Raw genomic sequence first — 25,655 nt, forward strand, 5'->3', positions numbered from 1 at the left:
CCATGCGGCTCACCGTCATCGGCACCGGCTACCTCGGTGCCACCCACGCCGCCTGTATGGCGGAGCTCGGCCACGAGGTGCTCGGTGTCGACGTGGATCCCGAGAAGGTCGCCGCGCTGCAGGCTGGGCGTGTGCCGTTTCATGAGCCCGGGTTGCCCGAGCTGATCGCGAAGCATACGGCGAGCGGGCGGCTCAGGTTCACGAGCGACTACGCGGAGGCCGGCGCCTTCGGCGACGTGCACTTCGTGTGTGTCGGGACGCCTCAGCTCAAGGGGTCCGAGGGGGCTGAGCTGACGTACGTCGACTCCGCCTTCGCAGCGATCGCCGCGCACGCCGCGCCGCACGCGCTGCTGGTGGGCAAGTCGACCGTGCCGGTGGGCACGGCGGGGCGGCTCGCGGACGCGCATGACGGCGTGGAGGTCGCCTGGAACCCGGAGTTCCTGCGGGAGGGCTTCGCCGTCGAGGACACGCTGCGGCCGGACCGGCTGGTGTTCGGGGTGCGGTCGGAGCGAGCCGAAACGATTCTGCGGGAGGTGTACGCCCCCGTCCTCACCGCCGGGACCCCGCTCGTCACCGCCGACTTCCCGACCGCCGAACTGGTCAAGACGGCCGCCAACGCCTTCCTCGCCACCAAGATCTCCTTCATCAACGCCATGGCGGAGCTCTGCGAGACCGCCGGCGGCGACGTCGGCGTACTCGCCGAGGCGATCGGGTACGACGACCGGATCGGGCGCAAGTTCCTGCGGGCCGGCGTCGGCTTCGGCGGGGGCTGTCTGCCCAAGGACATCCGTGCCTTCGCGCACCGCGCCGACGAACTGGGGGTCTCGCTGGCGTTCCTGCGCGAGGTGGACGCGATCAACATGCGGCGGCGCGACAAGGTGGTCGAGTTGGCGCGGGAGCTGTGCGGGGGAGCGGTGCTGGGCGCCCGTATCGCCGTACTCGGCGCCGCCTTCAAGCCGGACTCCGACGACATCCGTGACTCGCCGGCGCTCAATGTCGCCGCGCGGCTGCGCCTCGACGGTGGCGACGTCACGGTCTACGACCCCGAGGCGATGGACAACGCCCGCAAGGCGTTCCCGCTCCTCGGCTATGCGCTGTCGGCCGAGGAGGCGCTGCAACGCGCCGATCTCGTGCTGCATCTGACCGAGTGGCCGCAGTTCCGGGAGATCGACCCGGTGCGGGCCCGGTCGCTGGTCTCCCGTCCGCGGATCGTGGACGGGCGGGGGGTGCTCGACGCGGACCGCTGGACCGCGGCGGGCTGGCGGTTCCGGGCGCTGGGAAGGTCCGCGCCCGTTGGGGAGGGGCCTCGGTAGGGGCTCCTAGGGGAGGGAAAGAGAAAGCCATGACGGGACGTGACGGACGTGACGGCCACGACAGATACCCGGGCGTACCGGTCACCGTGGTGATGCCGACGTACAACGAGGCCGCGAACCTGCCGCGGATGGCCGAGCTGGTGCTCGGGCTGCCGGTCGACGGGCTGCACCTGAAGATCGTCGACGACTCCAGCCCGGACGGGACGGGGCGGATCGCCGAGGAGCTCGCCGAGAAGTACAACGCCGACCAGCCGGCCGGGCGGCCCCGGATGAGCGTGCTGCACCGCACCGAGAAGGACGGTCTGGGGCGGGCGTACGTCGCGGGCATGAGCGCCGCGCTGGAGGAGGGCGCCGCGTACGTCGTCCAGATGGACGCCGACGGCAGCCACCCGGCGGAGGCGGTACCGCGGATGCTGGGGACGGCCGTGGCCTCGGGGGTGGGGCTGGTCGTCGGCAGCCGGTATGTCGAGGGCGGCTCGCTCGACGAGGACTGGGGCATGCACCGCGTCCTGCTGTCCCGGTTCGCCAACCGCTACGCCCGTACCGTGCTCGGCACGAAGATCCGGGACATCACGGCCGGCTTCAACCTCTGGTCGGCGGCGACCCTGCGCGACATCGACCTGGCCACCCTGGACAGCGCGGGCTACAGCTTCCAGGTCGAGCTGAAGTACAAGGCCGTACGGGCCGGGCACAGCGCCGTGGAGATCCCGATCCGCTTCGAGGAACGGACCGAGGGTGTGTCGAAGATGACACTGAGGACGCAGCTGGAGTCGGCGGTCGTGCCGATCCGGCTGCGCCTGAAGCACAGGTGAGCCCGCGGCGGCGGCCGGCTGTTCGTCGGCCGCCGCTACTCGTTGGCCGCCGCCGACGCCTGTGTCTCGCCCCGCCTGCGGATCTGACTGAACGTGAAGTGTTCCAGGTTGTCACTGACCTGGTAGGCGTCCGTGTCCTTCTCCGTCATGTCCTTGCCGTTGGTGAAGCCGGTGATGGTGAAGTAGGCGTAACGGCCGTAGGAGTTGGAGGTCGAGAGGCAGACGGCGGCGGTGCAGAAGTCCTTGATGCCCTTGCCGGAGAGCGACCTGATGATGTCGTCGTCGGTGTCGACCTGGCTCTTGACCTTGGTGGCCTGCGCCGCGGTGTCGAAGACGGCCACGCCGATCGTCGTCGCGATGCCGTTCTTGGCGTACGAGACGCGCATGAAGCGGGTGCAGTCGTTGTCGGTGAGGATCTTCGGGAGTCCGCCCTTGGTGACCGCGGAGCAGCTCTTGGTGTCGTCCGTGGCGCCCTTCTTGTACACCGTGTTGTCGGCCACGGTCAGCTGGGTGCCCGGGAAGAGGATCTGAGCACCGAGCGGGGCGGTGTCCTTGCTCTTGCTGGAGATGAAGTCCTTCGGATCCAGCGGCGGCGGAGCGCTCGTCGACGCGAACGACGGGGCCGGGCCGGTGGTCTCGCCCGGCACGTTCCCGGTCGCGGGGATCCCGGAAGCCGGTTTGTTCGAGGCGGAGTTGTCGTCGTTCGCCGACACCACGGCCACGGCGACGGCCGCGCCGATCGCAACGGTGGCGAGTGCGCCGCCGCCGATGAACAGCAGCCGGCGCCGCTTGTTGCGGGTCTCGGAGGCCTCGGCGAGCGCGGCCCAGTCCGGGGTCTCGTCGGCGCCGCCGTTCCACGGCTGCTGGGAATGCGGTGTCCAGGGATCCCACTGGGACTGGGGTCCCCCCTGCTGCCCAAAGCTCATGGGGCGCATCTTAGACGGGCCGAGGGCGTGCCGGTCTGCCTCAAGAGGCCCATGCGCACCTAGCGTTCACACGGTGAGCGAGTACAAAAGCGACATCTCTGGGTGGTTGGTGCGGCGGGCGACCTGGCATCTGTGGGTGGTGCTCGGGGCCGTACTGGGCGCTCTTGTGATGCGTACGGCGCGTGTGACCTCGGACGGAGGGATGGACAACGCCATCGTCGTGCGGGCGGCACGGGTCTGGCTGGCCGGGGGTTCGCCGTATGACGACCCCCACTTCCTCTATTTGCCGAGCGCGGTGCTGGCGGCGGCTCCTCAGGCGGTGATCGAGCGGAGTGTGCTGGCCGTGGCGGTGCCGGTGGTGGTGACCGGGTGCCTGGTGGGTGGCTGGGGCTGCGCGCTGCGTCTGCACGGCGTCGGCCTGCGCAGCCGCTTCGCCGTCCTTGGTCTGATCGGCCTCGCGGTCGGGTTCGCGCCGTTCGCCCACCTTGTTCTGCTGGGGAACTGGACGGCGACGGCGGCGCTCGCCCTGCCGCTGGGGTTGTTGCTGGCGGGGCGGGGGCGGTGGGTGGCGGCGGGGGTGGTGATCGGAGCGGCGGTCGCGCTGAAGCCGTTGCTGGCGCCGGTGGGGCTGTTGTTCGTGTTCGCGGGGCGGTGGCGGGGGCTGGTGGTGATGGTCGGGGTGCCGGTGGTGGCATCCGTGGGGGCGGCGCTGCTGCTGCCGGATCCTGTGGGGTTCTTCACTCGCACGCTGCCGTTTCTGTTGCGTGGCGACGACGGCTTTGTGCGGCTGTATGAGGCGTCGCTGGTTGCGGTGCTGCCGAGGGTGGGGGTGCCGGGGGCGGTGGCCGGGGGGATCGCGATGGCGGCGGCGGGGCTGGGGGTGGGGTGTGCGTATCGGCGGTGGCGCCGGGGGTGTGAGGGGAGCGGTCCGAGTGGTCCGAGCGGTTCGCTGTGTCTCGCGGAGACCGCGGCGATGTTGATGCTCTCGGCGTTTTTGGTCTCCAGGCCGTCGTACGACCACTATCTGCTCGTCGTGGTGCCGGTGCTGCTTGCGGGGCTGCCGTGTGAGGGGGCGGTTGCCCGGGGGGTCTGGTTCTGGCTTGCGCTGGTGCCGCAGCTTCCCGGTGTGACCTGGCCTTATCTGGAGATGGTTCAGCGGCGGGCTTTCCGGGATGCGGTGACGTTGTGCGGGTTGGCGGTGACGGTGGGGGTGCGCTGTTTCGGGTCCGGCCGGGCTTCCTCGCCCCCGCCGCCCCTACCCGTCCCGTCCTCCAGGGGCGCTGCCCCTTCGACCCCGACAGGGGCTCAGCCCCTGGACCCCGCCGGGGGCTCCGCCTCCAGGCCCCCGGGGGTGCGCGGGGCGGGGGAATGAGCGTCGGTGTCGCCTCACAGTGCCCGCGGGCCGCTTCCCGCACGCCTGCGGGCGGCAGCCCCCGGATGGAGCGTCTACGCTGGTTACCGGACAGCGAGGGCCAGCCGCAGCCAAGCCATTTTGACCCGGCCCGGGCGCCGCAGGTATCCTGCATGTTCGTTGTGTATTGGCTTGCTCATTCTCACGGGACGGGCCCTTACACCGGTCCACCGGGCCGATGACCAGCAACCCCACGTACGCGGTATGCGTCGCCGCAGTGGCTCAGGCTGTCGTGATCGTTTCGGTGACCTGTTCAGGACCATTCACTCGAAGCGAAGGCTACGAACCGTGCGTACGTACAGCCCCAAGCCCGGCGATGTGACGCGCCAGTGGCACGTCATTGACGCTCAGGACGTCGTCCTGGGCCGTCTCGCCAGCACCGCCGCCTCCATCCTGCGGGGCAAGCACAAGCCGATCTACGCGCCCCACGTCGACACCGGTGACTTCGTCATCATCATCAACGCCGACAAGGTGCACCTGTCCGGCAACAAGCGGACCCAGAAGATGGCGTACCGCCACTCCGGCTACCCGGGTGGTCTGCGCTCCGTCCGCTACGACGAGCTCCTCGACAAGAACCCCGAGAAGGCCATCGAGAAGGCCGTCAAGGGCATGCTCCCCAAGAACACTCTGGGCCGTCAGATGCTCTCGAAGCTGAAGGTCTACAAGGGTGACCAGCACCCGCACGGCGCGCAGCAGCCGCAGCCGTACGAGATCACCCAGGTCGCGCAGTAAGTCCGGCCACCCCCTAAGACTGAAGAGAATCTGAGGAGAATCGTGGCCGAGACCACCGTTGAGCAGCCGGTCGAAGAGACTGAGCTTGTCGACATCGACAGCTACACCACCGAGTCCGAGGTGCCCGTCGAGGGCGAGTACACCTCGGAGTCGCTCGCGTCCCGCTTCGGCGAGCCCCAGCCGGCCGCCGGCCTGGGCCGTCGCAAGAACGCCATCGCCCGCGTCCGGATCGTTCCGGGCACCGGCAAGTGGAAGATCAACGGTCGCACCCTTGAGGACTACTTCCCCAACAAGGTGCACCAGCAGGAAGTCAACGAGCCCTTCAAGGTGCTTGAGCTCGAAGGCCGCTACGACGTCATCGCCCGCATCGCCGGTGGCGGTGTCTCCGGTCAGGCCGGTGCGCTGCGTCTCGGTGTCGCCCGCGCCCTGAACGAGGCCGACGTCGACAACAACCGCGGCCCGCTGAAGAAGGCCGGCTTCCTCAAGCGCGACGACCGTGCGGTCGAGCGCAAGAAGGCCGGTCTGAAGAAGGCCCGCAAGGCTCCGCAGTACAGCAAGCGCTAAGCCTCGCTGCCTGTACGTCCGAACGCCCCGGCGGCACGCCACAGTGCCGCCGGGGCGTTCGTTTTCTCACAGGCTTGGGCGTATAACGGCACAAGGTGTTCAAAGGCTGATGTGCTCGTGTGCCTGTGGGCTCGTGTGATCGGACGATGGGATGATCGGACGATCTCCGGAAACTGATGCTTCCTCAGGAGGACAAGTGGGACGACTCTTCGGCACGGACGGCGTGCGTGGCGTCGCCAACGCGGATCTGACGGCCGAGATGGCGCTCGGTCTGTCCGTGGCGGCAGCGCACGTACTGGCCGAGGCGGGCACCTTCGAGGGCCACCGGCCGAAGGCGGTGGTCGGACGGGACCCGCGTGCGTCCGGGGAGTTCCTGGAGGCCGCCGTGGTGGCCGGTCTGGCGAGTGCGGGTGTCGACGTGCTGCGGGTCGGTGTGCTGCCGACGCCGGCGGTGGCTTTCCTGACCGGATCGCTCGGCGCCGACCTCGGTGTCATGCTCTCCGCCAGCCACAACGCCATGCCCGACAACGGCATCAAGTTCTTCGCCCGCGGTGGCCACAAGCTCGCGGACGAACTGGAGGACCGTATCGAGTTCGTCTACGACGAGCATCGGCACGGTGAGCCGTGGGAGCGGCCGACGGGTGCGGCGGTCGGGCGCGTGCGGTCGTACGAGGAAGGCTTCGACGACTACGTCGCCCACCTCCTCGGCGTGCTGCCCAACCGGCTGGACGGGTTGAAGATCGTCCTCGACGAGGCGCACGGTGCTGCGGCGCGCGTGTCGCCGGAGGCGTTTACGCGGGCCGGGGCCGAGGTCGTCACCATCGGTGCCGAGCCGGACGGGCTCAACATCAACGACGGTTGCGGGTCCACGCATCTGGACAAGCTGAAGGCCGCCGTCGTCGAGCAGGGTGCCGCCCTCGGTATCGCGCACGACGGTGACGCCGACCGTTGCCTCGCCGTGGACCACACCGGTGCGGAGGTCGACGGCGACCAGATCCTTGCCGTGCTCGCGCTGGCGATGCGGGAGCGGTCCGTTCTGCGGTCCGACACCGTGGTGGCGACCGTCATGTCCAACCTCGGCTTCAAGCTGGCGATGGAGCGCGAGGGGATCCACCTCGTGCAGACCGCGGTCGGCGACCGGTATGTGCTGGAGGAGATGAAGGAGAAGGACTTCGCGCTGGGCGGCGAGCAGTCCGGGCATGTGATCGTGCTGGATCACGCCACCACCGGTGACGGCACGCTGACCGGGCTGATGCTGGCCGCGCGAGTCGCGGAGACCGGGCGTACGCTGCGGGACCTCGCGGCGGTGATGGAGCGGCTGCCGCAGGTGCTGATCAATGTGCCGGATGTGGACAGGGCGCGGGTGAAGACGTCGGCCGACCTTGTCGCCGCCGTCGCCGAGGCGGAGCGGGAGCTGGGGGAGACCGGGCGGGTGCTGCTTCGGCCTTCGGGGACCGAGCCGTTGGTGCGCGTGATGGTCGAGGCCGCCGACATCGACCAGGCACGGTCGGTCGCCGGGCGGCTTGCCGATGCGGTGAAGTCGGCGCTGGGTTAGTTCCGCGGAACGTCGTCCGGGGCAGGTCCGCTTTCTGCCCCGGATGCCCCATGCCGCTGCGACGAGATGTCCGTCACCCCATGGCCGTAACAAAGAGTGCCGGAATGATCACGCGTTGTTTCACTGGCGTCGAGGCCGCCCCTGCGCGGCGTGCCCCTCGACGGAAGTGAGAAACGCAGCATGAAGACAGTGAGCAGCACCCTGAAACGCGCGGCCGTGCCGGCCTTGGCCGCCGGTCTCCTCGTCACCTCGTTCGCCACTCCGGCCGCGGCGCAGACCCCCGGCTCCACTGCGTTCCATATTTTCGGCAACGCCATCCTCAGTGCGCGCGCCGGCGCGGTGAACGATGTGACGGCCACCGTCGTCAACGGCCGGCTGCGGCTTACGGACACCTCGGGTATCGCGGCGGGACCAGGTTGTCTTCCGGTGTCCGCCACCACCGTCGAATGCGGCTCCCTCGCCAACACCGTCCGGCTCTCGATCGGGCTGGGTGACCTGAGCGACAGGTTCCGGGGGCAGGGCCTCGCGGTCCGCACTGTCGTCGACGCAGGGGCGGGAAGCGACATCGTGAGGACGGGTAGCGCCAACGACACGATCGGTGTGAGAGACGGCGTGGCCGGCAACGACACGGTGTCCTGTGACGGCGGCTCCGACATCGTCCAACGCGACGTCGGTGACATCATCGCCGCGGACTGCGAATCGCGCTTCTAGACGCCGCCCGTCTTCGCCGGACGCTCGCGCTGGGTGGACCACAGCCACTTCTGGGCCAGCAGCGTGAGCGTGCCGGCGAGGACGATGCCCAGCAGGTTCAGCAGGAGCTGGTTGGTGGAGCCGATCGTCTGGCTGGTGTCGCCGTAGCTCAGGGCCACCGCCGCGTTGGCCGCCGCCGGGACCGTCGTCACCGAGATGGCCACGCCCACCAGGGCGCCGGATTTGGACGAGGTCAGGGAGAGGGTGCCCGCGATGCCCGCCAGGACCGCCACCACGAAGGAGAAGGCGTCCGGGGCGTAGACGAAGGCGGTGTTGGGGCGCTCGCCCTCCAGGTCGGACTCGTGGAACAGGTCGATCGCGTCCATGAAGAGGCTGAATCCGACCGTCACCGCCATCGCCACCGCGAAGCCCACGATCAGCGCGATCAGCGAGCGCACCGCCAGGCGCGGGTGGCGCTGTACGACCGCCGTGCTGAAGCCCGCCAGCGGCCCGAACTCCGGGCCGACCGCCATCGCGCCCACGATCAGGATCGCGTTGTCGAGGACGACACCGCAGGCCGCGATCATCGTGGCGAGGGTGATGAAGGCGAGGTAGGTGATGGAGAGCGTCGACTCCTCGTGCGTCGCATCGGTCAGGTGCTCCCACAGCACCGCGTCCGCGCCTTCGCCGGGCGCCTCCGTCTCGGCCTTGTCGGCGCGCTTGGACAGCGACAGGTCGATGTTCTCGACGGCGATGGACCCGCGCTCCTGGATGCCCAACTCCTGCAGCCCGGTGAGGAGTTCGTCGCCCGCCTCGCGAGCGACGTCGCACAGGACCAGGTCCCCCGCGGGGTTGCGGGCGGCGTCCGGCAGTACGACGAGGTGTGTGGTGCCGACCGTCTTCTCGATCAGGCGGACCACGTCGTCGGTCCTGTCGGCCGGGGTGATCAGGCGCAGATGCAGCATGACGCCTTTTTAACAGGCCCGCGTTACGGGCTCACGCCCCGATGGTCCTACAGCTTGCGCAGGCTCAGGCGCTGGACCTTGTGGTCCGGGCCCTTGCGGACGACGAGGGCGGCGCGGCCTCGGGTGGGGGCGATGTTCTCCACGAGGTTGGGTTTGTTGATGGTGCGCCACATCGTGCGGGCGTAGTCGAGGGCCTCCTCCTCGGACACCTGGGTGTACTTGCGGAAGTACGAGGAGGGGTTCTGGAAGGCGGTCTCGCGCAGGCGCTTGAAGCGGTTGAGGTACCAGTGCTCGATGTCCTCGGTGCGGGCGTCGACGTACACGCTGAAGTCGAAGTAGTCCGCGAGGCCGACCCGGGTGCGGCCGTCCTTGCCGGGGAGGGCGGGCTGCAGGACGTTCAGGCCCTCGACGATCAGGATGTCGGGGCGGCGGACCGTGAGCTTCTGGTCCGGGACGATGTCGTAGATCAGGTGGGAGTAGACGGGGGCCGTGACCTCGTCCTTGCCCGCCTTGATGTCGGCGACGAAGCGGGTCAGGGCGCGGCGGTCGAACGACTCGGGGAAACCCTTGCGCGACATCAGGCCACGGGCCTGAAGCTCCTTGGTGGGGAGCAGGAAGCCGTCCGTCGTGACCAGCTCGACGCGCGGGTGCTCGGGCCAGCGGGAGAGCAGGGCCTGCAGGAGGCGGGCGACCGTGGACTTTCCTACGGCGACCGAACCGGCGACTCCTATGACGAACGGGGTGCCGGACTGGGAGCCCTGTTCGCCGAGGAAGGTGTTCAGGGCGCCGCGCAGGCCGTCGGTGGCGCCTACGTAGAGGTTGAGGAGGCGGGAGAGCGGGAGGTAGATGTCGCGGACCTCGTCGAGGTCGATGACGTCGCCGAGGCCGCGCAGCTTCTCGACCTCTTCCGCGGTGAGCGGCAGCGGGGTCTTGTCGCGCAGCGCGCTCCACTCGGCGCGGGTGAGGTCGACGTAAGGAGTCGCCTCCGGCCGCTGCCGGTGGGCGCTCCGGGGCATCGAGGAGACCGGAGAGATCACAGTCCATTGTTACGGGAGTACGAACAGGCGGTGAGGTGGGATCCGTCACGCGGGTCCTCGTCTCGGTCATTTTCGGGAGGAAATGGGACAAGGAGGGGAATGTCAGTGGCGTGCGTCACAGTTGTGGGGAGGGTGGGCCCGGGCCGGGGTCCACTGAACCGAACCCCCGAGGGGCGACCCATGACGTATGCGATAGAGGCGGAAGGTCTGGTCAAACGGTTCAAGGAGACCGAGGCGCTGGCGGGTGTCGATCTCGGGGCCCGCAAAGGCTCGGTGCTCGGGCTGCTGGGGCCCAACGGTGCGGGGAAGACGACGGCGGTGCGGATCTTCGCCACGCTGCTGAGGCCCGACGGGGGCAGCGCGCGGGTGGCCGGGCACGACGTGGTCCGGGAGGCCGGGGTCGTACGCGCCATGGTGGGGCTGACCGGGCAGTACGCGGCGGTGGACGAGAACCTGACCGGCACGGAGAACCTGCTGCTCATCGGGCGGTTGCTGGGACTGCCGAGGCGGGCGGCCAGGGCGCGGGCGGGTGAGCTGCTGGAGCGTTTCCACCTGACTCAGGCGGCCGGGCGGGCCGTGAAGACCTTCTCCGGCGGCATGCGCAGGCGCCTGGACCTCGCGGCCAGCCTCGTGGGCCGGCCCAGCATCCTCTTCCTCGACGAGCCCACCACCGGCCTGGACCCGCACAGCCGCAGTGAGCTGTGGGACCTGCTGCGGGGCCTGGTCGCGGACGGTGCGACCGCCCTGCTGACCACGCAGTATCTGAACGAGGCCGACGTACTCGCCGACGACATCGTCGTGATCGACAAGGGCCGGGTGATCGCCGAGGGCACCCCGGATCAGCTGAAGTCCCAGGTCGGGGGGCAGGTGCTGGAGCTGCGGCCGGTGGCGGAGCAGGACCTTGCGCGGGCGCATCTGCTGGTGGCCGGGGCCGCCGGTCCGCAGGCCCGGATCGAGGGCGAGACGATCACCGCCCCGGTGAAGGACCCCGAGCTGATGCCGGCGGTCGTACGCACGCTCGACCGCGAGGGGATAGCGGTCGGTGAACTCGCCCTGCGCCGCTCGTCGCTCGACGAGGTCTTCCTCGCGCTGACCGGTCACCGCGCCGAGCCCGGCGCGCCCGAGGGCAACGGCGGAGCGGCCGTACGGGACGAGGACGCCGAGCTTCAGAAGGCGGTGACTCGGCCATGACCGCCACCACCGCGAGTACGACCGTCACGGCTCCGGTCACCAAGTCGGGCCGGGTGCGGCCGCTCGACGGGCTGCGGCAGACCTTCACGATGGCCTGGCGGAGCCTGGTCGCGGTCAAGCACAACCCGCTGGAGCTGGTCGACTACAGCATCACGCCCATCATGTTCGTGTTCCTCTTCACGTATGTGCTGGGCGGGCAGATGGCCGGATCGCCCGAGGCGTATCTGAAGTACGCGCTGCCCGGGATCATCGTGCAGAACACCCTGTTCATGACGATGTACACGGCGATGGCCCTCAACACCGACCTCACCAAGGGCGTCTTCGACCGGCTGCGCAGCCTGCCGATAGCCCGCTCCGCCCCGCTCATCGGCCGGATCACCGCGGATCTCGCCAAGCACGTGTGGGCGCTGCTGTTGATGATCGGCCTCGGTCTGCTGCTCGGCTTCCGGATCACCGGCGGGCTCGGCGGGTTCCTGCTCGGCACCCTGCTGGTGGTGGTGTTCGCCGCGGCCGTGTCCTGGAGCGCGGTGCTGATCGGGATGCTGGCGGGGGATGCGGAGAAGGTGCAGGCGTTCGCCTTCACGATCATCTTCCCGATCACCTTCACCAGCAGCGCGTTCGTCATGGTGGACACCATGCCGGGGTGGTTGCAGGCGTGGAGCGACGTCAATCCGGTGACGCATCTGTCCGACGCGTTCCGGGGGCTGTTGCTGGGCGGGGCGGTGGCGGAGCCGGTGTTGTGGTCGTTGGTGTGGGCTGCGGGGATCGCGATGGTGTTCTATCCGCTGGCCATGAGGGCTTATCGGGCCAAGGCGTGAGGCTGCGTGGGTCGGTCGGTCGCCCGAACCACCGACCGACCGGGCCGGGCAATCGATGCCCGGCGGCGAGCAGGGGCCGTGTGGCCTGCCGCCGCCCTACCGAAGTGAGGTGGGAATTTCCGAAATCGGGCACGCAACGGCCTTTTCTGAGCGGAGTTCGGTCGTAGGCTGCCGCGCATGTGCGGAATCGTGGGATACGTGGGGTCGCAGTCGGCCCTTGAGATCGTGATGGCCGGGCTGAAGCGGCTGGAGTATCGGGGGTACGACTCGGCGGGTGTCGCCGTGCTGGCGGACGGGGGGCTGGCGGCCGCGAAGAAGGCCGGCAAGTTCGTCAATCTGGAGAAGGAACTGACGGAGCGGCCGCTGCCGACCGGGACGACGGGCATCGGGCACACGCGGTGGGCCACGCACGGCGGACCGACGGATGCCAACGCGCATCCGCACCTCGACAACGCCGGGCGCGTGGCCGTCGTGCACAACGGGATCATCGAGAACTTCGCCTGCCTGCGCGCCGAGTTGGAGGAGCGGGGGCATGAGCTGGGGTCCGAGACGGACACCGAGGTCGTGGCTCACCTGCTCGCCGAGGAGTTCTCGGCCTGTGCCGACCTCGCCGAGGCCATGCGACTGGTGTGCCGGCGGCTGGAGGGGGCGTTCACGCTGGTCGCCGTGCACGCGGACGAACCCGATGTGGTGGTGGGGGCGCGGCGGAACTCGCCGCTGGTGGTGGGCGTTGGGGAGGGTGAGGCCTTTCTCGCCTCGGACGTCGCCGCGTTCATCGCCCACACGCGGTCGGCGATCGAGCTGGGGCAGGACCAGGTGGTGGAGCTGCGGCGGGACGGGGTGACCGTCACCGGGTTCGACGGGCGGCCGGCGGATGTGCGGTCGTATCGCATCGACTGGGACGCCGCCGCGGCGGAAAAGGGGGGCTATGACTACTTCATGCTCAAGGAGATCGCCGAGCAGCCCAAGGCGGTCGCCGATACGTTGCTGGGGCGCATCGACACCGCCGGCTCCCTGACGCTGGACGAGGTCCGGATCAGCGCCTCCGAGCTGCGGGAGGTCGACAAGGTCGTCATCGTCGCCTGCGGTACGGCCTTTCACGCCGGGTTGATCGCCAAGTACGCCATCGAGCACTGGACCCGGATTCCGTGCGAGGTGGAGCTGGCGAGCGAGTTCCGGTACCGGGATCCGATTCTCGATCAGCAGACCCTGGTGATCGCGATCTCCCAGTCCGGCGAGACCATGGACACGCTCATGGCGCTACGGCACGCCCGTGAGCAGGGGGCCCGGGTGCTGGCGATCTGCAACACCAACGGGTCGACGATTCCGCGGGAGTCGGATGCGGTGCTGTACACGCATGCCGGTCCCGAGGTTGCGGTTGCGTCCACCAAGGCGTTCCTGACGCAGTTGGTGGCCTGCTATCTCGTCGCGCTGTATCTGGGGCAGGTGCGGGGCACCAAGTGGGGGGACGAGATCCACGCGGTGGTGCGGGACCTGGCGAAGATCGGTGGTGAGGTCGAGCGGGTGCTGGAGACCATGGAGCCGGTGCGGGAGCTGGCCCGGTCACTTGCCCACAAGAACACGGTGCTGTTCCTGGGCCGGCACGTGGGGTATCCGGTGGCGCTGGAGGGCGCGCTCAAGCTGAAGGAACTCGCCTATATGCACGCCGAGGGGTTTGCGGCGGGGGAGCTGAAGCACGGGCCGATCGCCTTGATCGAGGACGACCTGCCGGTGGTCGTGGTGGTGCCCTCGCCCCGGGGGCGGTCCGTCCTGCACGACAAGATCGTCTCCAACATCCAGGAGATCCGGGCTCGGGGTGCGCGGACGATCGTGATCGCGGAGGAGGGGGACGAGGCGGTGGCGCCGTATGCGGATCACCTGATCCGGATTCCGGCTACGCCGACCTTGCTCCAGCCGCTTGTGGCGACGGTGCCGTTGCAGGTGTTCGCGTGTGAGTTGGCCACGGCTCGGGGGAACGAGGTGGATCAGCCTCGGAACCTGGCGAAGTCGGTGACGGTGGAGTGAGCCGACTTTAGGGCGTCGAGGAAGGGGGCGAAGGCTCCGGTCGGGAAGGTGAGGGTTGCCCTGGCCGGGGTCTTGGAGTCGCGGACGGCGATGTGGGTGGGGGAGGTTGCGATCTCCACGCAGTTGTTGCCGTCATCTGGACCTGAGTAGGACGACTTCCGCCAGTTGTCCATGGGGTGCCTCACAGCTCCTTCGTCAGGCTGTTGATGAAGTCACGCGACCGTTCAGGGCCTAGCGATACTGCTTTCACTTCACACTAAGGGCGCCCTGCTGCCCTGCTGCCCTGCGCGTGCGCTGGTCGGCCGGTGTGCTGCGGATCGGGGCGTGGGATGCGGATCCGGAACCGCCTGAGCCGCCCAGGGAGTTGGTCAAGCTTGGGGAGGTCGAGGAGGGGCGGGGGCTGGCGCTGGTCCGGGCGTGTGCCGACCTGTGGGGGTGGCAGCCGCTGACCAGGGACGCCAACCGGGGCAAGTACGTGTGGTGCGAGTTGACCTCGGTTGCGTGAACGTTTGCTCGCCGCTCGAAAGAGTGAACGTATCCCGATCATCTGGATCTACGGTCCAACACGCCATCAAGGTTGCACACATGGTCACATCAGCTCACGAGGGCATGCACCGCATCTTTCAGGAGCGGCCCGAGATCCTGGCTCCCGTGTTCGGGGCGCTGGGCGTCCCCTTATCCGCGAAGGCGACCGTGGACGCCGTCACGACGGACGTGACGGAGACCCGGCCGCTGGAACGACGCGTGGACACCGTGCTGCGCATCGGCCCGTCCGACGGCGAGGACTTCCTGCTTGCCGTCGAGGCGCAGTCGGGCAAGGTCGCGGGCAAGGAGTGGAGTTGGGCGTACTACATCGGCTACCTCCAGGCGAAGTACGGGCTACCCGTACTGCTTCTCGTCGTCTGCCAGGACAGAGCCACGGCCAAGTGGGCGGCCGGTCCCTTCGACTGCGGCACGAGCGGCTGGACGGCTCTGCGGACGTATCCGCTGGTCGCCGGACCGGACAACCTACCGGTGATCACCGACGCCCGGACCGCGGCGAAGAACCTCCCACTGGCAGTGCTCTCCGCCTTGGCACACGCCCGTAGCCGCGACTGCGACGCCATACTGGAGGCCATCAGCAGAGCCCTTCAGGAACTCCTTGATACCGATCCTGCCACCGCCAAGTACTTCTTCGACTTCCTCGAAGTCACCCTGGGTAAGACTCCAGCCGGAGAGAAATGGAAGGCAATCATGTCGACGTTCGTCAGCTACTTCCCCGGTCGGGGAACGGTCCGTGAGACGGCTTACCTGGAAGGCAAGGCCGACGGCGAGGCCAAAGGCGAGGCCAAAGGCGAGGCCAAAGGCGAGGCCAAGGGAATCCTGCTCGTCCTGGAGGTACGTGGCATCCCCGTACCGGACAGTGTGCGTGAGCGCATCACCAACTGCACCGACCTCGATCGCATGGACGCCTGGCTGGAGCGGTCCCGTACGGTCGAGCGGGCCGAGGACCTGTTCGCCGAGGACCCGGAGGTTCCGGGGACCAGTCCTGAACAGGCCTGAGCATTGACAGAACTGCAAGGCAGTCAGCAAGACATGAACCCGGAACTGCGAGAGGAAATCGCAGGTATTTTCACTTCGCTTATGGCAGCCATGGCCTTGGGGCTCGCGCCTGAGAAGGCCATGGCCGAACTTCACGGAAGGTACAAGGAGATCCTCAAGCGGGAGAGCCTGTCTCCTTGGGACATCGCGTATCTGCGGGGCAAGATCGAGAACTGGCCGCCGGGATACGCCGAGGAGTGGGCCGCCGGGTACGCCGAAGGTCTGGCCGAAGCCCGCGTCTCGGGGATCTTGCGCGTCCTGGAGAAGCACGGCATCCCCGTCCCCGAGGGTGCGCGGGAGCGCATCACCTCGTGCACTGACCTCGATACGCTCGCCCTCTGGTTCGACCGATCGCTGACGGCCACGACGGCCGAGGAGCTGTTGACGATCACGCGCTGCTCATAGCGCCTGCTTTTCCTCCAGTACGTCCACCCGCCAAGCCGACGCCTGCGGCATGAACCTGTGCTCGGCCGCATACGCCGCCATACGCCCGTTCCGTGCCTCGGCCTCCGGCCCGTCCGGCAGATGGAACTCCCCGCCCGCCCGCGCGGAGCGGGCCTGCATGCCCGTGGCCCCCGCCAGCCGTCGGCGGACGTACCCGTCGAGTGCGTCGGGCACCTCGGCCGGGGTCACCCTCGCCAGGACATCGCCCAATACCGCCGCATCCAGAATCGCCTGGGCCGCCCCCTGCGCCTGGAACGGAACCATCGCGTGGGCACTGTCGCCGAGGAGGGTCACCCGGCCGACGTTCCAGCGGGGGAGCGGGGTGCGGGTGTAGATGCCGTAGCGGTACACCTGGCCCGCGCGTTCGAGGACGCTCAGCACCCGGGGGTCCCAGCCGGCGAACTCGCGCATTTGCTCGCCGGGATCCGCCTTCGCCGTCCACGACTCCTGGGCCGGCGCCTTCGTGCTGAACACGGCCACGACGTTGAGGAGTTCACCGCGGCGCACCCAGTAGTGGACGAAGTGGCGGTCCGGGCCGAGCCAGACGGCGAGTGGGGGGAGGCCCAGGTCGGTCACTTCCTCGGCCGGCAACAGGGCCCGGTATGCCGCCGTTCCCGAGAAGACCGCCTCGTCCTTGCCGAAGAGCCACTGGCGAGCCGCGGATCGGATGCCGTCCGCCGCCACCACGAGGTCTGCGGTCAGGCGCTCGCCCGTCGCCGTCATCACCTGGGCGTAGTCGTCGTCCTGGCCGATCGCGACGACCGTCGTGTTCAGGCGTACCGCCTCCCGTGGCACCGCGGCGGCCAAGGCGCCGTGCAGGTCCGCCCGGTGGACCACCAGATACGGCGCCCCGAACTCCTCCTCCGCCTCGCGGCCCAGCGCGTAGCGGCAGATCTCCGACCCGTCCGACCAGGTGCGAAAGCTCACGTGGGCAGGGCGGGCGGCCCGGGCGGCGACCGCGTCCAGCACGTCCAGTCGGCGTAACTCCCGCGTGGCGTTGGGGGCGAGCTGGATTCCGGCGCCCACGTCCGTGAAGCGCGCCGTCTGCTCGACCAGCGTCACCTCGACACCCGCGCGGCGCAGGCTCAGTGTCGCGGCCAGTCCTCCGATGCCTGCTCCGACCACGATCGCCCTCATGCGACGCCCCCGACGGGACACCGGCCCCGTGAGACAGAACGCCGCCGTATCGCCCTCTGCTCAGCCCCGTACATCCCGCCAGGCCCCCGGAATCCCCTCGGCCACGTCATGCGCCCCCACCGGCGCCCCGTCCGCCGCGAATCTCGCCGACAGGCCGTGGAGATACGCCGCCACGCTCGCAGCATCCAGCGCCGGGAGCCCCGTCGCCAGCAGCGATCCCGCCAATCCCGACAGCACGTCCCCGCTGCCGGCCGTGGCCAGCCAGGACGTGCCGGTCGGATTCACTCGTACCGCCCCCGTGCCCCCCGCGTCGGCCACCAGCGTCGTCGACCCCTTCAGCAGCACGGTGGCCGCATAACGCGCCGCCAACTCCCGCACCGAAGCCAGCCGAGCCCCCTCGACCTCCTCCCGTGCCACCCCCAGCAGCGCCGCCGCCTCCCCGGCGTGCGGGGTCATCAGGGTCGGTGCCGTACGGCCCCGTACCGCCTCGGCGTCCGCCAGCCGCAGCCCGTCCGCGTCGATCAGCACCGGGACGTCCGTCGCCAGCACCTCCGCCACCGTCGCCGCGTCGTCTCCGGCGCCGGGGCCGACCACCCAGGCCTGCACGCGCCCCGCCTTCTTCGGTCCCCGGTCCGACACCAGCGTCTCGGGGAAGCGGGTGATCACCGCGTCCCCGGCCGGACCGACGTACCGTACGGCCCCCGCCCCGCCCCGCAGCGCCCCCGCGACCGCGAGCACGGCGGCGCCCGGATAGCGAGCCGAACCGGCCGCGATGCCGACGACCCCCCGGCGGTACTTGTCCGACTCCGCCGCCGGCCTCGGCAACAGCCGTGCCACGTCGTCGTGTTGCAGCGCCTCCAGCTCCACCGCGTCGTTCGGCAGCGCCAGACCGATGTCCACCAGCCGTACCACCCCGGCGTACTCCCGCGCCGGATCGATCAGCAGCCCCGGCTTGTGCGTGCCGAAGGTGACGGTGAGGTCGGCCCGCAGCGCGGCGCCGCGTACCTCGCCCGTGTCCACGTCCACGCCGCTCGGCAGGTCCACGGCGACCACGGCGGCCCGCGAGCGCTCGGCCGCGGCGGCCAGCGGTACCGCCTCCGGACGGAGCCCGCCCTTGCCGCCGATCCCGACGATCCCGTCGACGACCAGATGCGCGCGCTCGATCAACTCCTCGGCGGTATCGACACCCGCCGCCCGGCCGCCCGCCCGGCGCAACGCCGCCAGCCCCCCGGCATGCGCCCGCTCGGGGTTCAGCAGGATCGCCGTAACTCCCGCCCCGCGCCTGGCCAGTCGGGCCCCGGCGTACAGGGCGTCGCCGCCGTTGTCGCCGCTGCCGACCAGCAGGACGATCCGGCTGCCGTACACCCGGCCCAGCAGATCCGCGCAGGCGGCGGCGAGTCCGGCCGCCGCCCGTTGCATCAGTGCCCCGTCCGGAAGCCGTGCCATCAGCTCCCGCTCGGTCGCCCTTACCGTCTCCACGCTGTACGCAGTCCGCATGCGACCGAGTCTCCCGTACCCGGCGAAGCCCGTCGCATCCATTGACGCTTTGCCGTGCCTTTGCCAAACTCTCCGGCCCCCACAGGATGAATCGATTCAGTCGAAACGGATTCGATGAGATCGGTTCTATGAGAGGAAGCCCCTCATGGGACGCAGAGCCGTATTCATGGGACGCAGAGCCGCCCTCCTCGCTGTCGCCGGTGCCACCGCTGTCCTCACCGTCGTCGGCACCCTCACCGCCCCCGCCCCCGCCGTGGCCGCCGCCTGCGGCGAAGGCTCCTACCAGGCCGAAGCCGTCCTCAGCGGCAGCACCTGGACCGCGCGGCGCGGCAGCAGCACCGTCTATACGGGCGGTGACATGCGGGCCGCCGTCCAGGCGGCCGTCAACAGCCTCACCTCCGGGCGTACCGCCAAGGAGCGGGTGGTGGTGCGGGGTTCGGGAGCCGTGTCCGCCGGGTCGCGCATCTCCCTGCCGAGCTACACCGCGCTCGACGTCTGCGGCACCATCAACGTCACCGGCAGCGGTTCCGGCGACCAGGCGCCCGTCTACTCGCGCGGCACCCGGGACGTCGAGGTGCAGCACCTGAACCTCACCGGCAGCCCGCTGTACGGGATCTTCCTGCGGAACGTGCAGAACGTCGTTCTCGGGCAGATCGACATGCGGCTGTCCGCGGGGCTGGGCGTGCGGATCGACAACCGGGGCGACACCAGCCAGTGGACGCGGAACGTCCGGATCGACAACGTGTACGTCTCCGGGGCCTCCAGCCACGCCGTGGAGACGTACGGCGTCGACGGCCTCACCATCGGGACGGTGACCGCGCGGAACGTGGGCGAGTCGGGTCTGCTGCTCAACCAGACCATCAACGCCACCGTCACCAAGGTGGACGCCGAGAACGCGGGGGCGGGCACCGGATACGCCGCCTTCCGCATGGCCAACCGGAACGGGCGGGTGGGGAGTTCCTATCCGACCAACATCCGGGTGGGCGAGGTCATCGCGCGCGGTGGCGGGCGCGGGGTGTTCTGCGTGTCCGAGAGCGGCGGGGCCGTCATCGACCGGGTCACCCTCTCCAACACCGGCAACAACTCGGTCCTGATCGAGAACTGCTACAACGTCAGCCTCGCCGCCCAGAGCGGCACCGTCACAGGCGGCGGTGAGCTGCGGCTGGCGGCGCGGTCGGAGTTCCCGAACAACCGGGACATCACCGTCCAGAACCTGACCGTGACCAACTCGGCCATCAGGGAGAGCCCTTGTGGTGAGAACACCACGTTCCGGAACATCACCCGCGTGAACACGAGCCAGTCGATCTGCTGACCGCCGAGTGCGTGGTGGCGCAGGCTCAGCCCTCCGCCACCACCACCGCCGACGCCACCCCGGCGTCATGGCTCAGCGACACGTGCCAGGACCGTACGCCCAGTTCGGCCGCGCGTGCCGCCACCGTCCCCGTCACCCGCAGGCGTGGCCGGCCGCTGTCCTCGACGAAGACCTCGGCGTCCGTCCAGAGCAGGCCCGAGGGTGCGCCCAGTGACTTCGCGAGGGCCTCCTTGGCGGCGAAGCGGGCGGCGAGCGAGGCGATGCCCCGGCGTTCACCGCTGGGCAGCAGCAACTCGCTCTCCAGGAACAGCCGTTCGGCCAGCGCAGGTGTGCGTTGCAGCGCCGCCTCGAACCTGTCGATCTCGGCCACGTCGATACCGACCCCGATGATGCTCATGCCGAGCACCTTACGGTCGGCCTCCCGCTCACCGATGCCGGCCTCCCGCTCCTCGTTAGGGTGACGCCGCCGCGCGGCACCTCCCGCCCGGCGGGCCCTCACGCTTCCCTGTGCGCATGATCAGCGGACGTATCGCATGTCGGAGCATGGCCGTAGTACTCGCCGCGGCCACCCTGCTGCCCGTGGGCAGCGCGTCGGCCGACCCCGTCCCCCCGGACTCCGCACCGCAGACCGAGCTCGTGCCCGGGATCCCCCTGGACCTGCTCCCGCTGTGGCAGATGGACACGCCCGACCAGGCGGTGGCGCCGGAGGTGTACACGCCCAGCGCCGAGGAGGACGCCGTCGAGCCGCAGGACGCGCCGCAGGAGGCGTACGACCGCGTGGAGTACGTCGACCCCATCGACACCCTCGGGGGCGTGAAGTGCAGCGAGGAGACGGGCCCGCGGCAGCGGCAGGTCGAGCAGTGGCTGAAGCTGCCGGTGGACGGGGAGCAGTCGGCCGCCGACTGCCGGGCCATCCGCGACTTTCAGGAAAAGCACAAGATCAAGCCCGCCATCGGGTTCGCCGGGCCGGTGACCTGGGCCACCATGCAGCTCGTCACCGCCGGGAAGAACCCGAACGCCGACAAGAAGTGCCCGGTACGGCGGTACCGGGTCGCCTGTGTCGACCTCGACCGGCAGCTGACCTGGGTGCAGGACGGCAAGGACGTCGTGTTCGGGCCCGTGCCCATCCGCAGCGGACGGGAGGGGTACGGGACGCGCACCGGGTGGCACGCGGTCTACTGGCGGCACAAGAACCACGTCTCGTCGCTGTACAACAGCCCCATGCCCTACTCCCAGTTCTTCAGCGGGGGACAGGCCTTCCACGGCGTCTACGCCAGCATCTTCACCCCCGTCGGCTCGATGGGCTGCGTCAATATGCTCCTGGACGACGCCCGCAAGCTGTGGCGGGTGCTGAAGAAGAACGACAAGGTCTACGTGTGGGGGCGGCGGCCCAGTGCCTGAGCGCGCCCGAGGGCTCGTAGGGGGGAAGTGCCCGGGGGCCGTTCGCGGCCTCTGAGAGACTGGCGGCCTCTGAGAGACTAGGGGACGCGATGAGTGAGACAGCTGCTGTGCCGACCGCTGCCGTGCGCGCACGCGCCGAGATCGATCTGGGCGCCCTGCGCGCCAATGTGCAGAACCTGCGCGCCCGTGCCCAGGGTGCCGCCGTGATGGCCGTCGTCAAGTCCGACGCGTACGGCCACGGCGCGGTGACCTGCGCCCGTGAGGCCCTCGCCGCGGGCGCGAGCTGGCTCGGCACCACCACGGTCGAAGAGGCCCTCGAACTGCGCGCGGCCGGGCTTCCCGGTCGCATCCTGGCCTGGCTGTGGGTGCCGGGCGCGCCCTGGCAGCAGGCGATCGAGGCCGACATCGACGTCTCGCTCGGCAGCATGTGGGACGTGCGGGAGGTCGCCGAGGCCGCCCGGGCGGCGGGACGCCCCGCGCGCGTGCACCTCAAGGCCGACACCGGCCTCGGCCGCAACGGCTGCCAGCCCGGCGAGGACTGGGCCGAAGTCGTCGCGGCGGCGCTGCGCGCGGAGGCCGAGGGGCTGGTCCGGATCGTCGGCGTGTTCTCGCACCTCGCGTGTGCCGACCTGCCGGGGCACCCGTCCATCGCCGCCCAGCTCGCCCTGTTCCGGGAGATGACGGCCTACGCCGAGCAGCAGGGCGTACGGCCCGAGGTGCGGCACATCGCCAACTCGGCGGCCACCCTCACCCTGCCCGAGAGCCACTTCGACATGGTCCGCGTGGGCATCGCCATGTACGGCGTCTCGGCCAGCGCGGAGCTGGGCACCCCGGCGGACTTCGGCCTGCGCCCGGTGATGACGCTCAGCGCTTCGCTGTCCCTCGTCAAGCGCGTCCCCGGCGGCCACGGCGTCAGCTACGGCCATCACTACATCACCCCGGGCGAGACCACCCTCGGCCTGATGCCGGTCGGCTACGCGGACGGCATTCCGCGGCAGGCCTCGGGCAGCAGCCTGGTGCTGGTCGACGGCAAGTTGCGGACGATCGCCGGCCGGGTCGCCATGGACATGTTCGTGTTGGACCTGGGCGGCGACGAGCCCCCGGCGGGCAGCGAGGCCCTCCTGTTCGGGCCCGGCGACCGGGGCGAGTCCACCGCCATGGACTGGGCACAGGCCGCGGGCACCATCTCCTACGAAATCGTCACGCGGATCGGAACGCGCGTTCCACGCGTCTATAGGAATGCGTCCGTGTGATGCGTCGGTGTGATGCGTCCCTGTGATGCCTCCATGTGATGCGTCTATCCGAATGCATCCAGGTGAATGAGGAACAAGACGGGTAACCCGTAGCGGAACACCGTTTCGAACAACACCTGCACCATCCAGCACTCATGCCACACCGGCACCACCAGACCCAGCGACGAGGAGCGGTACGTGAGCGAGAGCAGCGCGGAGGCCATCGCGGCCGTCGCCTCCGCCACGGGGGCGGCCGCGAACTGGCGCAGGGCGACCGGTATCGCCGGTGCGGCGATAGGCGTGATCGCGGCGGGGGCGGCCGCCGGCGTCGCCATAGAGCGGATGACCGTGGGCCGGGGCATGCGGCAGAAGGCCCGCCTCGCCCTCGACTCAACCGGCCCGTACGGCTCGCTGCGCGGCATGCCCGGCAAGGCGTACGCCGACGACGGCACCGAGCTGTACTACGAGGTCGACGACATCGACCCCGAGGCCGCCCCCGCCCTCACCCCGCGCCGGCGACGGCTCTTCGGGCGCAAGGCGCCGGCTCCCGTCACTGTCGTCTTCAGCCACGGCTACTGCCTCAGCCAGGACTCCTGGCACTTCCAGCGCGCCGCGCTGAGGGGCGTCGTCCGCACCGTGCACTGGGACCAGCGCAGCCACGGCCGGTCCGGCCGGGGTGTGGCCCAGGTCGAGGACGGGGTACCGGTCGACATCGAGCAGCTCGGGCGCGACCTGAAGGCCGTCATCGACGCCGCCGTGCCCGAGGGGCCGATCGTGCTGGTCGGGCACTCCATGGGCGGCATGACGGTGATGGCGCTGGCCGACCAGTACCCGGAGCTGATCCGCGACCGGGTCGTCGCCACCGCCTTCGTCGGTACGTCGTCCGGACGGCTCGGCGAGGTCAACTTCGGGCTGCCCGTCGCCGGTGTGAATGCGGTACGGCGCGTGTTGCCGGGCGTGCTCAAGGCGCTGGGGCAGCGGGCCGAGCTGGTGGAGAAGGGGCGTCGGGCCACCGCCGACCTGTTCGCGGGGATCATCAAGCGGTACTCGTTCTCGTCACGGGACGTCGACCCGGCCGTCGCCCGGTTCGCCGAGCGGATGATCGAGGGAACGCCGATCGACGTGGTCGCGGAGTTCTACCCGGCCTTCGCCGACCACGACAAGACCGAGGCGCTCGGGCTCTTCACGGAGATGCCCGTGCTCGTCCTGGCCGGTGTGGGCGACCTCGTCACGCCCAGTGAGCACAGCGAGGCGATCGCCGATCGGCTGCCGGACGCCGAGCTGGTCCTGGTGCCGGACGCCGGGCACCTGGTGATGCTGGAGCATCCGGAAGTGGTCACCGACCGCCTGGCCGACCTGCTCACCCGCTCGGGTGCCGTGCCGGCAGGGGCTACCGTAAGTGGCTATGGAAGCACCAGCAGCACCGCACAACGCGGGTGACCTCGAGCTGACCGTCACTTCTCCCGACCAGATGCGGGAACTGGGCCGCCGCCTCGCCAAGCTGCTGCGCGCGGGCGACCTCCTGATGCTCAGCGGGGAGCTCGGCGCGGGCAAGACGACGCTCACCCGGGGGCTCGGCGAGGGGATGGGAGTCAGGGGAGCGGTCACGTCCCCGACCTTCGTGATCGCTCGCGTGCACCCCTCCCTCGGCGACGGTCCGCCGCTCGTCCACGTCGACGCCTACCGGCTGTCCGGCGGCCTCGACGAGATGGAGGACCTCGACCTCGACGTCTCGCTGCCCGAGTCGGTGATCGTCGTGGAGTGGGGCGAGGGCAAGGTCGAGGAGCTGACGGAGGAACGGCTGCAGGTCGTGATCCACCGGGCCGTCGGGACTGCATCTTCCCGGGGGGCGACCCCCGGACCCCCGGAGACCGACGAGGTGCGGCAGGTGATCGTGACCGGGCTCGGGGAGCGGTGGGCGGCGGTGGACCTCAGCGTGCTGTCCACGTGAGTCGGCGCTGGGTGAACATTCCGACAAGACGTCGGCAAGATATTGCTTTTGCGGTCTTGCGCGTGGTCACATGGTATCCAGTTCGTAGTTAGGTCTACCTAACTACGCCCCCTCCCGGCCCCAGGAGGCGTTCATGTCGGCTTCGGAGAACAAGGTCCAGCAGCGGCCGCACGTGGTCGCCGGGGTGTCCATGCGTGATCTGCTGGCGGCCGGTGCCGCCGCGGACGTGATCTCGACACCGCCGCGCCTTCCCGAGCCGGAGGCGCCGCGGCCGGCTGCCGATCACGGGCATCGCGAAGCGGCGTAGCGCTCCGCTGGTGGAGCCGCGATGTGTTGTCGTTCGTGTGTGGCGTCGTCGTGTCGCGTCCGCGCGGTAGAGCCGCGTAGTGATAGAGCCCCGCGCCCCTTCAGGGTGCTTCGCTCGTGCTGGGTCAGCGGAGTACTGCGACCGTTCGGCCGATCGTCGCGAAGTCCCACATCGCGGCTCCGTCGGCTCGGGACTCGCGGATGCCGCCCGTCCTCACGGTCGGGTTGGGTCGGGGGGTCGAGCCGTCGACGGCTGCGCTGAAGCCGATGGTGACGCCTTGCACGTTGGTGAAGCGGACGACGTGTTCGATGGCGGCGCCGTCGGTGCCGGTGACCGCGTTGGAGCGGGACGTGACCGAGTAGACGCCCGGTGCCGGGTCGACCGTTCCGGCGGTGACGCGGAACGTGCGCTTGACCGTGTCGCCCTCGCCGACCAGCCACACCCGGTCGTCGTCCAGCGCGTACACGACCCGCACACCCGTACCCGACCCGGCGGGCAGCGCGCCGGGGCCCGTCCCCTCGCGCGGCCCCTTGGCGGCGCTCACCGCGGGTGAGCTGCTCGCTCGGGGCTTGCCCAGGCCGGCGGGGACGCCGGCCTGGGCCTGGTAGGCGAGGAAGCCGACGGTCGCGAGGGCGGCCACGGTGAGCCCCGCCACGAATGAGGAGCTGCTGCCTGCCACCGTCGCCCACCTCCGTCGTTCGCGTCGTACGTCGTGATCAAGCCCGACCGTAGCAGCCGTCAGGCGTGCCGCCGG

The 25,655-nt window shown here is 69.9% G+C and carries 26 protein-coding genes and 1 pseudogene; 19 read left to right on the forward strand and 8 right to left on the reverse strand.

The genetic code is table 11. From position 1 onward, the window contains the following. Nucleotides 1-2 precede the first annotated feature (2 nt). Both PBV52_RS29275 and PBV52_RS29280 read left to right on the forward strand, forming a co-directional pair. Nucleotides 3-1,313: a UDP-glucose/GDP-mannose dehydrogenase family protein gene (locus PBV52_RS29275; RefSeq protein WP_274242363.1), complete on the forward strand. Its 1,311-nt coding sequence runs from the start codon at nucleotides 3-5 to the stop codon at nucleotides 1,311-1,313. A 29-nt stretch (nucleotides 1,314-1,342) separates the two neighbouring features. After that, complete coding sequence (locus tag PBV52_RS29280) at nucleotides 1,343-2,125, forward strand: polyprenol monophosphomannose synthase (protein WP_274242364.1); 783 nt, start codon at nucleotides 1,343-1,345, stop codon at nucleotides 2,123-2,125. A 35-nt stretch (nucleotides 2,126-2,160) separates the two neighbouring features. Here PBV52_RS29280 and PBV52_RS29285 read toward each other — a convergent pair whose 3' ends face one another. Next, nucleotides 2,161-3,051 carry a hypothetical protein gene (locus PBV52_RS29285; RefSeq protein ID WP_274242365.1) on the reverse strand — a complete coding sequence of 297 codons (891 nt, stop codon included), beginning with the start codon at nucleotides 3,049-3,051 and terminating at the stop codon, nucleotides 2,161-2,163. Between the two features lie 73 nt (nucleotides 3,052-3,124). On the opposite strand from PBV52_RS29285, the gene PBV52_RS29290 reads away from it, so the two are divergent. The 5 genes from PBV52_RS29290 (at nucleotide 3,125) to PBV52_RS29310 (ending at nucleotide 8,024) form a co-directional block, all read left to right on the forward strand. Beyond that, nucleotides 3,125-4,423 (forward strand): glycosyltransferase family 87 protein, encoded by a 1,299-nt coding sequence (locus tag PBV52_RS29290; RefSeq protein WP_373921919.1) that lies wholly within the window; start codon nucleotides 3,125-3,127, stop codon nucleotides 4,421-4,423. Nucleotides 4,424-4,750: 327 nt separating this feature from the next. Next, the gene (gene rplM, locus PBV52_RS29295; RefSeq protein ID WP_030046395.1) at nucleotides 4,751-5,194 is read left to right on the forward strand and encodes a 50S ribosomal protein L13; all 444 of its coding nucleotides are present in this window, start codon (nucleotides 4,751-4,753) and stop codon (nucleotides 5,192-5,194) included. 42 nt (nucleotides 5,195-5,236) lie between these two features. After that, entirely contained in the window at nucleotides 5,237-5,758 is a 522-nt protein-coding gene (gene rpsI, locus PBV52_RS29300) for a 30S ribosomal protein S9 (RefSeq protein ID WP_030950653.1), read from the forward strand. 196 nt (nucleotides 5,759-5,954) lie between these two features. Further along, the gene (glmM, locus tag PBV52_RS29305; RefSeq protein WP_274242366.1) at nucleotides 5,955-7,313 is read left to right on the forward strand and encodes a phosphoglucosamine mutase; all 1,359 of its coding nucleotides are present in this window, start codon (nucleotides 5,955-5,957) and stop codon (nucleotides 7,311-7,313) included. Nucleotides 7,314-7,502: 189 nt separating this feature from the next. Further along, on the forward strand, nucleotides 7,503-8,024 hold the full coding sequence (locus PBV52_RS29310; protein WP_274242368.1) for a hypothetical protein: 522 nt from the start codon (nucleotides 7,503-7,505) through the stop codon (nucleotides 8,022-8,024). Here PBV52_RS29310 and PBV52_RS29315 read toward each other — a convergent pair. Both PBV52_RS29315 and coaA read right to left on the reverse strand, forming a co-directional pair. Then, nucleotides 8,021-8,968: a DUF389 domain-containing protein gene (locus tag PBV52_RS29315; RefSeq protein WP_274242369.1), complete on the reverse strand. Its 948-nt coding sequence runs from the start codon at nucleotides 8,966-8,968 to the stop codon at nucleotides 8,021-8,023. The genes PBV52_RS29310 and PBV52_RS29315 overlap by 4 nt on opposite strands. Before the next feature lie 47 nt (nucleotides 8,969-9,015). Beyond that, nucleotides 9,016-9,984: a type I pantothenate kinase gene (coaA, locus tag PBV52_RS29320; RefSeq protein WP_274242370.1), complete on the reverse strand. Its 969-nt coding sequence runs from the start codon at nucleotides 9,982-9,984 to the stop codon at nucleotides 9,016-9,018. Between the two features lie 201 nt (nucleotides 9,985-10,185). On the opposite strand from coaA, the gene PBV52_RS29325 reads away from it, so the two are divergent. From PBV52_RS29325 to glmS, 3 genes are all read left to right on the forward strand, one after another. After that, nucleotides 10,186-11,196, forward strand: a complete 1,011-nt coding sequence (locus tag PBV52_RS29325) for an ATP-binding cassette domain-containing protein (RefSeq protein WP_274242371.1) — start codon at nucleotides 10,186-10,188, stop codon at nucleotides 11,194-11,196. Then, a complete protein-coding gene (locus PBV52_RS29330) occupies nucleotides 11,193-12,014 on the forward strand; it encodes an ABC transporter permease (protein WP_274242372.1) in 822 nt (273 codons plus the stop codon). The genes PBV52_RS29325 and PBV52_RS29330 overlap by 4 nt, the downstream gene beginning before the upstream one ends. 177 nt (nucleotides 12,015-12,191) lie before the next feature. Continuing rightward, nucleotides 12,192-14,039, forward strand: coding sequence for a glutamine--fructose-6-phosphate transaminase (isomerizing) (glmS, locus tag PBV52_RS29335; RefSeq protein WP_274242373.1), 1,848 nt, complete (start codon nucleotides 12,192-12,194; stop codon nucleotides 14,037-14,039). On the opposite strand, the gene PBV52_RS29340 is transcribed toward glmS, so the two are convergent. Beyond that, nucleotides 14,000-14,212: a DUF397 domain-containing protein gene (locus PBV52_RS29340; RefSeq protein ID WP_274242374.1), complete on the reverse strand. Its 213-nt coding sequence runs from the start codon at nucleotides 14,210-14,212 to the stop codon at nucleotides 14,000-14,002. The genes glmS and PBV52_RS29340 overlap by 40 nt on opposite strands. Nucleotides 14,213-14,313: 101 nt before the next feature. Between PBV52_RS29340 and PBV52_RS29345 the strand changes: the two are divergent. The 3 genes and pseudogenes from PBV52_RS29345 to PBV52_RS29355 form a co-directional block, all read left to right on the forward strand. After that, nucleotides 14,314-14,544 (forward strand): annotated as a pseudogene (locus tag PBV52_RS29345) (ATP-binding protein); the annotation flags it as partial. An 80-nt stretch (nucleotides 14,545-14,624) separates the two neighbouring features. Beyond that, complete coding sequence (locus PBV52_RS29350; RefSeq protein ID WP_274242375.1) at nucleotides 14,625-15,581, forward strand: hypothetical protein; 957 nt, start codon at nucleotides 14,625-14,627, stop codon at nucleotides 15,579-15,581. A gap of 120 nt (nucleotides 15,582-15,701) precedes the next feature. Further along, on the forward strand, nucleotides 15,702-16,025 hold the full coding sequence (locus PBV52_RS29355) for a hypothetical protein (protein ID WP_274242376.1): 324 nt from the start codon (nucleotides 15,702-15,704) through the stop codon (nucleotides 16,023-16,025). Here PBV52_RS29355 and PBV52_RS29360 read toward each other — a convergent pair. Both PBV52_RS29360 and PBV52_RS29365 read right to left on the reverse strand, forming a co-directional pair. Then, nucleotides 16,020-17,201 carry an FAD-dependent monooxygenase gene (locus PBV52_RS29360; RefSeq protein ID WP_274242377.1) on the reverse strand — a complete coding sequence of 394 codons (1,182 nt, stop codon included), beginning with the start codon at nucleotides 17,199-17,201 and terminating at the stop codon, nucleotides 16,020-16,022. The genes PBV52_RS29355 and PBV52_RS29360 overlap by 6 nt on opposite strands. A 60-nt stretch (nucleotides 17,202-17,261) precedes the next feature. Next, entirely contained in the window at nucleotides 17,262-18,698 is a 1,437-nt protein-coding gene (locus PBV52_RS29365; RefSeq protein ID WP_274242378.1) for an NAD(P)H-hydrate dehydratase, read from the reverse strand. Between the two features lie 166 nt (nucleotides 18,699-18,864). Here PBV52_RS29365 and PBV52_RS29370 point away from each other — a divergent pair, with 166 nt between their 5' ends. Then, complete coding sequence (locus PBV52_RS29370; protein WP_274242380.1) at nucleotides 18,865-20,010, forward strand: hypothetical protein; 1,146 nt, start codon at nucleotides 18,865-18,867, stop codon at nucleotides 20,008-20,010. A 25-nt stretch (nucleotides 20,011-20,035) separates the two neighbouring features. On the opposite strand, the gene PBV52_RS29375 is transcribed toward PBV52_RS29370, so the two are convergent. After that, nucleotides 20,036-20,407: a holo-ACP synthase gene (locus tag PBV52_RS29375; RefSeq protein ID WP_274242381.1), complete on the reverse strand. Its 372-nt coding sequence runs from the start codon at nucleotides 20,405-20,407 to the stop codon at nucleotides 20,036-20,038. Between the two features lie 146 nt (nucleotides 20,408-20,553). On the opposite strand from PBV52_RS29375, the gene PBV52_RS29380 reads away from it, so the two are divergent. The 5 genes from PBV52_RS29380 (at nucleotide 20,554) to PBV52_RS29400 (ending at nucleotide 24,901) form a co-directional block, all read left to right on the forward strand. Continuing rightward, complete coding sequence (locus PBV52_RS29380) at nucleotides 20,554-21,411, forward strand: L,D-transpeptidase (protein WP_274242382.1); 858 nt, start codon at nucleotides 20,554-20,556, stop codon at nucleotides 21,409-21,411. Between the two features lie 89 nt (nucleotides 21,412-21,500). After that, nucleotides 21,501-22,664, forward strand: coding sequence for an alanine racemase (gene alr / locus PBV52_RS29385; RefSeq protein ID WP_274242383.1), 1,164 nt, complete (start codon nucleotides 21,501-21,503; stop codon nucleotides 22,662-22,664). A gap of 177 nt (nucleotides 22,665-22,841) precedes the next feature. After that, nucleotides 22,842-24,083 carry an alpha/beta fold hydrolase gene (locus PBV52_RS29390; protein ID WP_274242384.1) on the forward strand — a complete coding sequence of 414 codons (1,242 nt, stop codon included), beginning with the start codon at nucleotides 22,842-22,844 and terminating at the stop codon, nucleotides 24,081-24,083. Continuing rightward, nucleotides 24,049-24,594, forward strand: coding sequence for a tRNA (adenosine(37)-N6)-threonylcarbamoyltransferase complex ATPase subunit type 1 TsaE (gene tsaE / locus PBV52_RS29395; protein WP_274242386.1), 546 nt, complete (start codon nucleotides 24,049-24,051; stop codon nucleotides 24,592-24,594). Before PBV52_RS29390 ends, tsaE begins: the two co-directional genes overlap by 35 nt. Before the next feature lie 133 nt (nucleotides 24,595-24,727). Beyond that, nucleotides 24,728-24,901, forward strand: coding sequence for a hypothetical protein (locus PBV52_RS29400; RefSeq protein WP_274242388.1), 174 nt, complete (start codon nucleotides 24,728-24,730; stop codon nucleotides 24,899-24,901). 124 nt (nucleotides 24,902-25,025) lie between these two features. Here the strand turns inward: PBV52_RS29400 and PBV52_RS29405 are convergent, their stop codons facing one another. Next, nucleotides 25,026-25,580, reverse strand: a complete 555-nt coding sequence (locus PBV52_RS29405; protein ID WP_274242390.1) for a hypothetical protein — start codon at nucleotides 25,578-25,580, stop codon at nucleotides 25,026-25,028. Nucleotides 25,581-25,655 lie beyond the last annotated feature (75 nt).

The sequence above is a fragment of the Streptomyces sp. T12 genome (assembly GCF_028736035.1).
Taxonomy (GTDB): Bacteria; Actinomycetota; Actinomycetes; order Streptomycetales; family Streptomycetaceae; genus Streptomyces.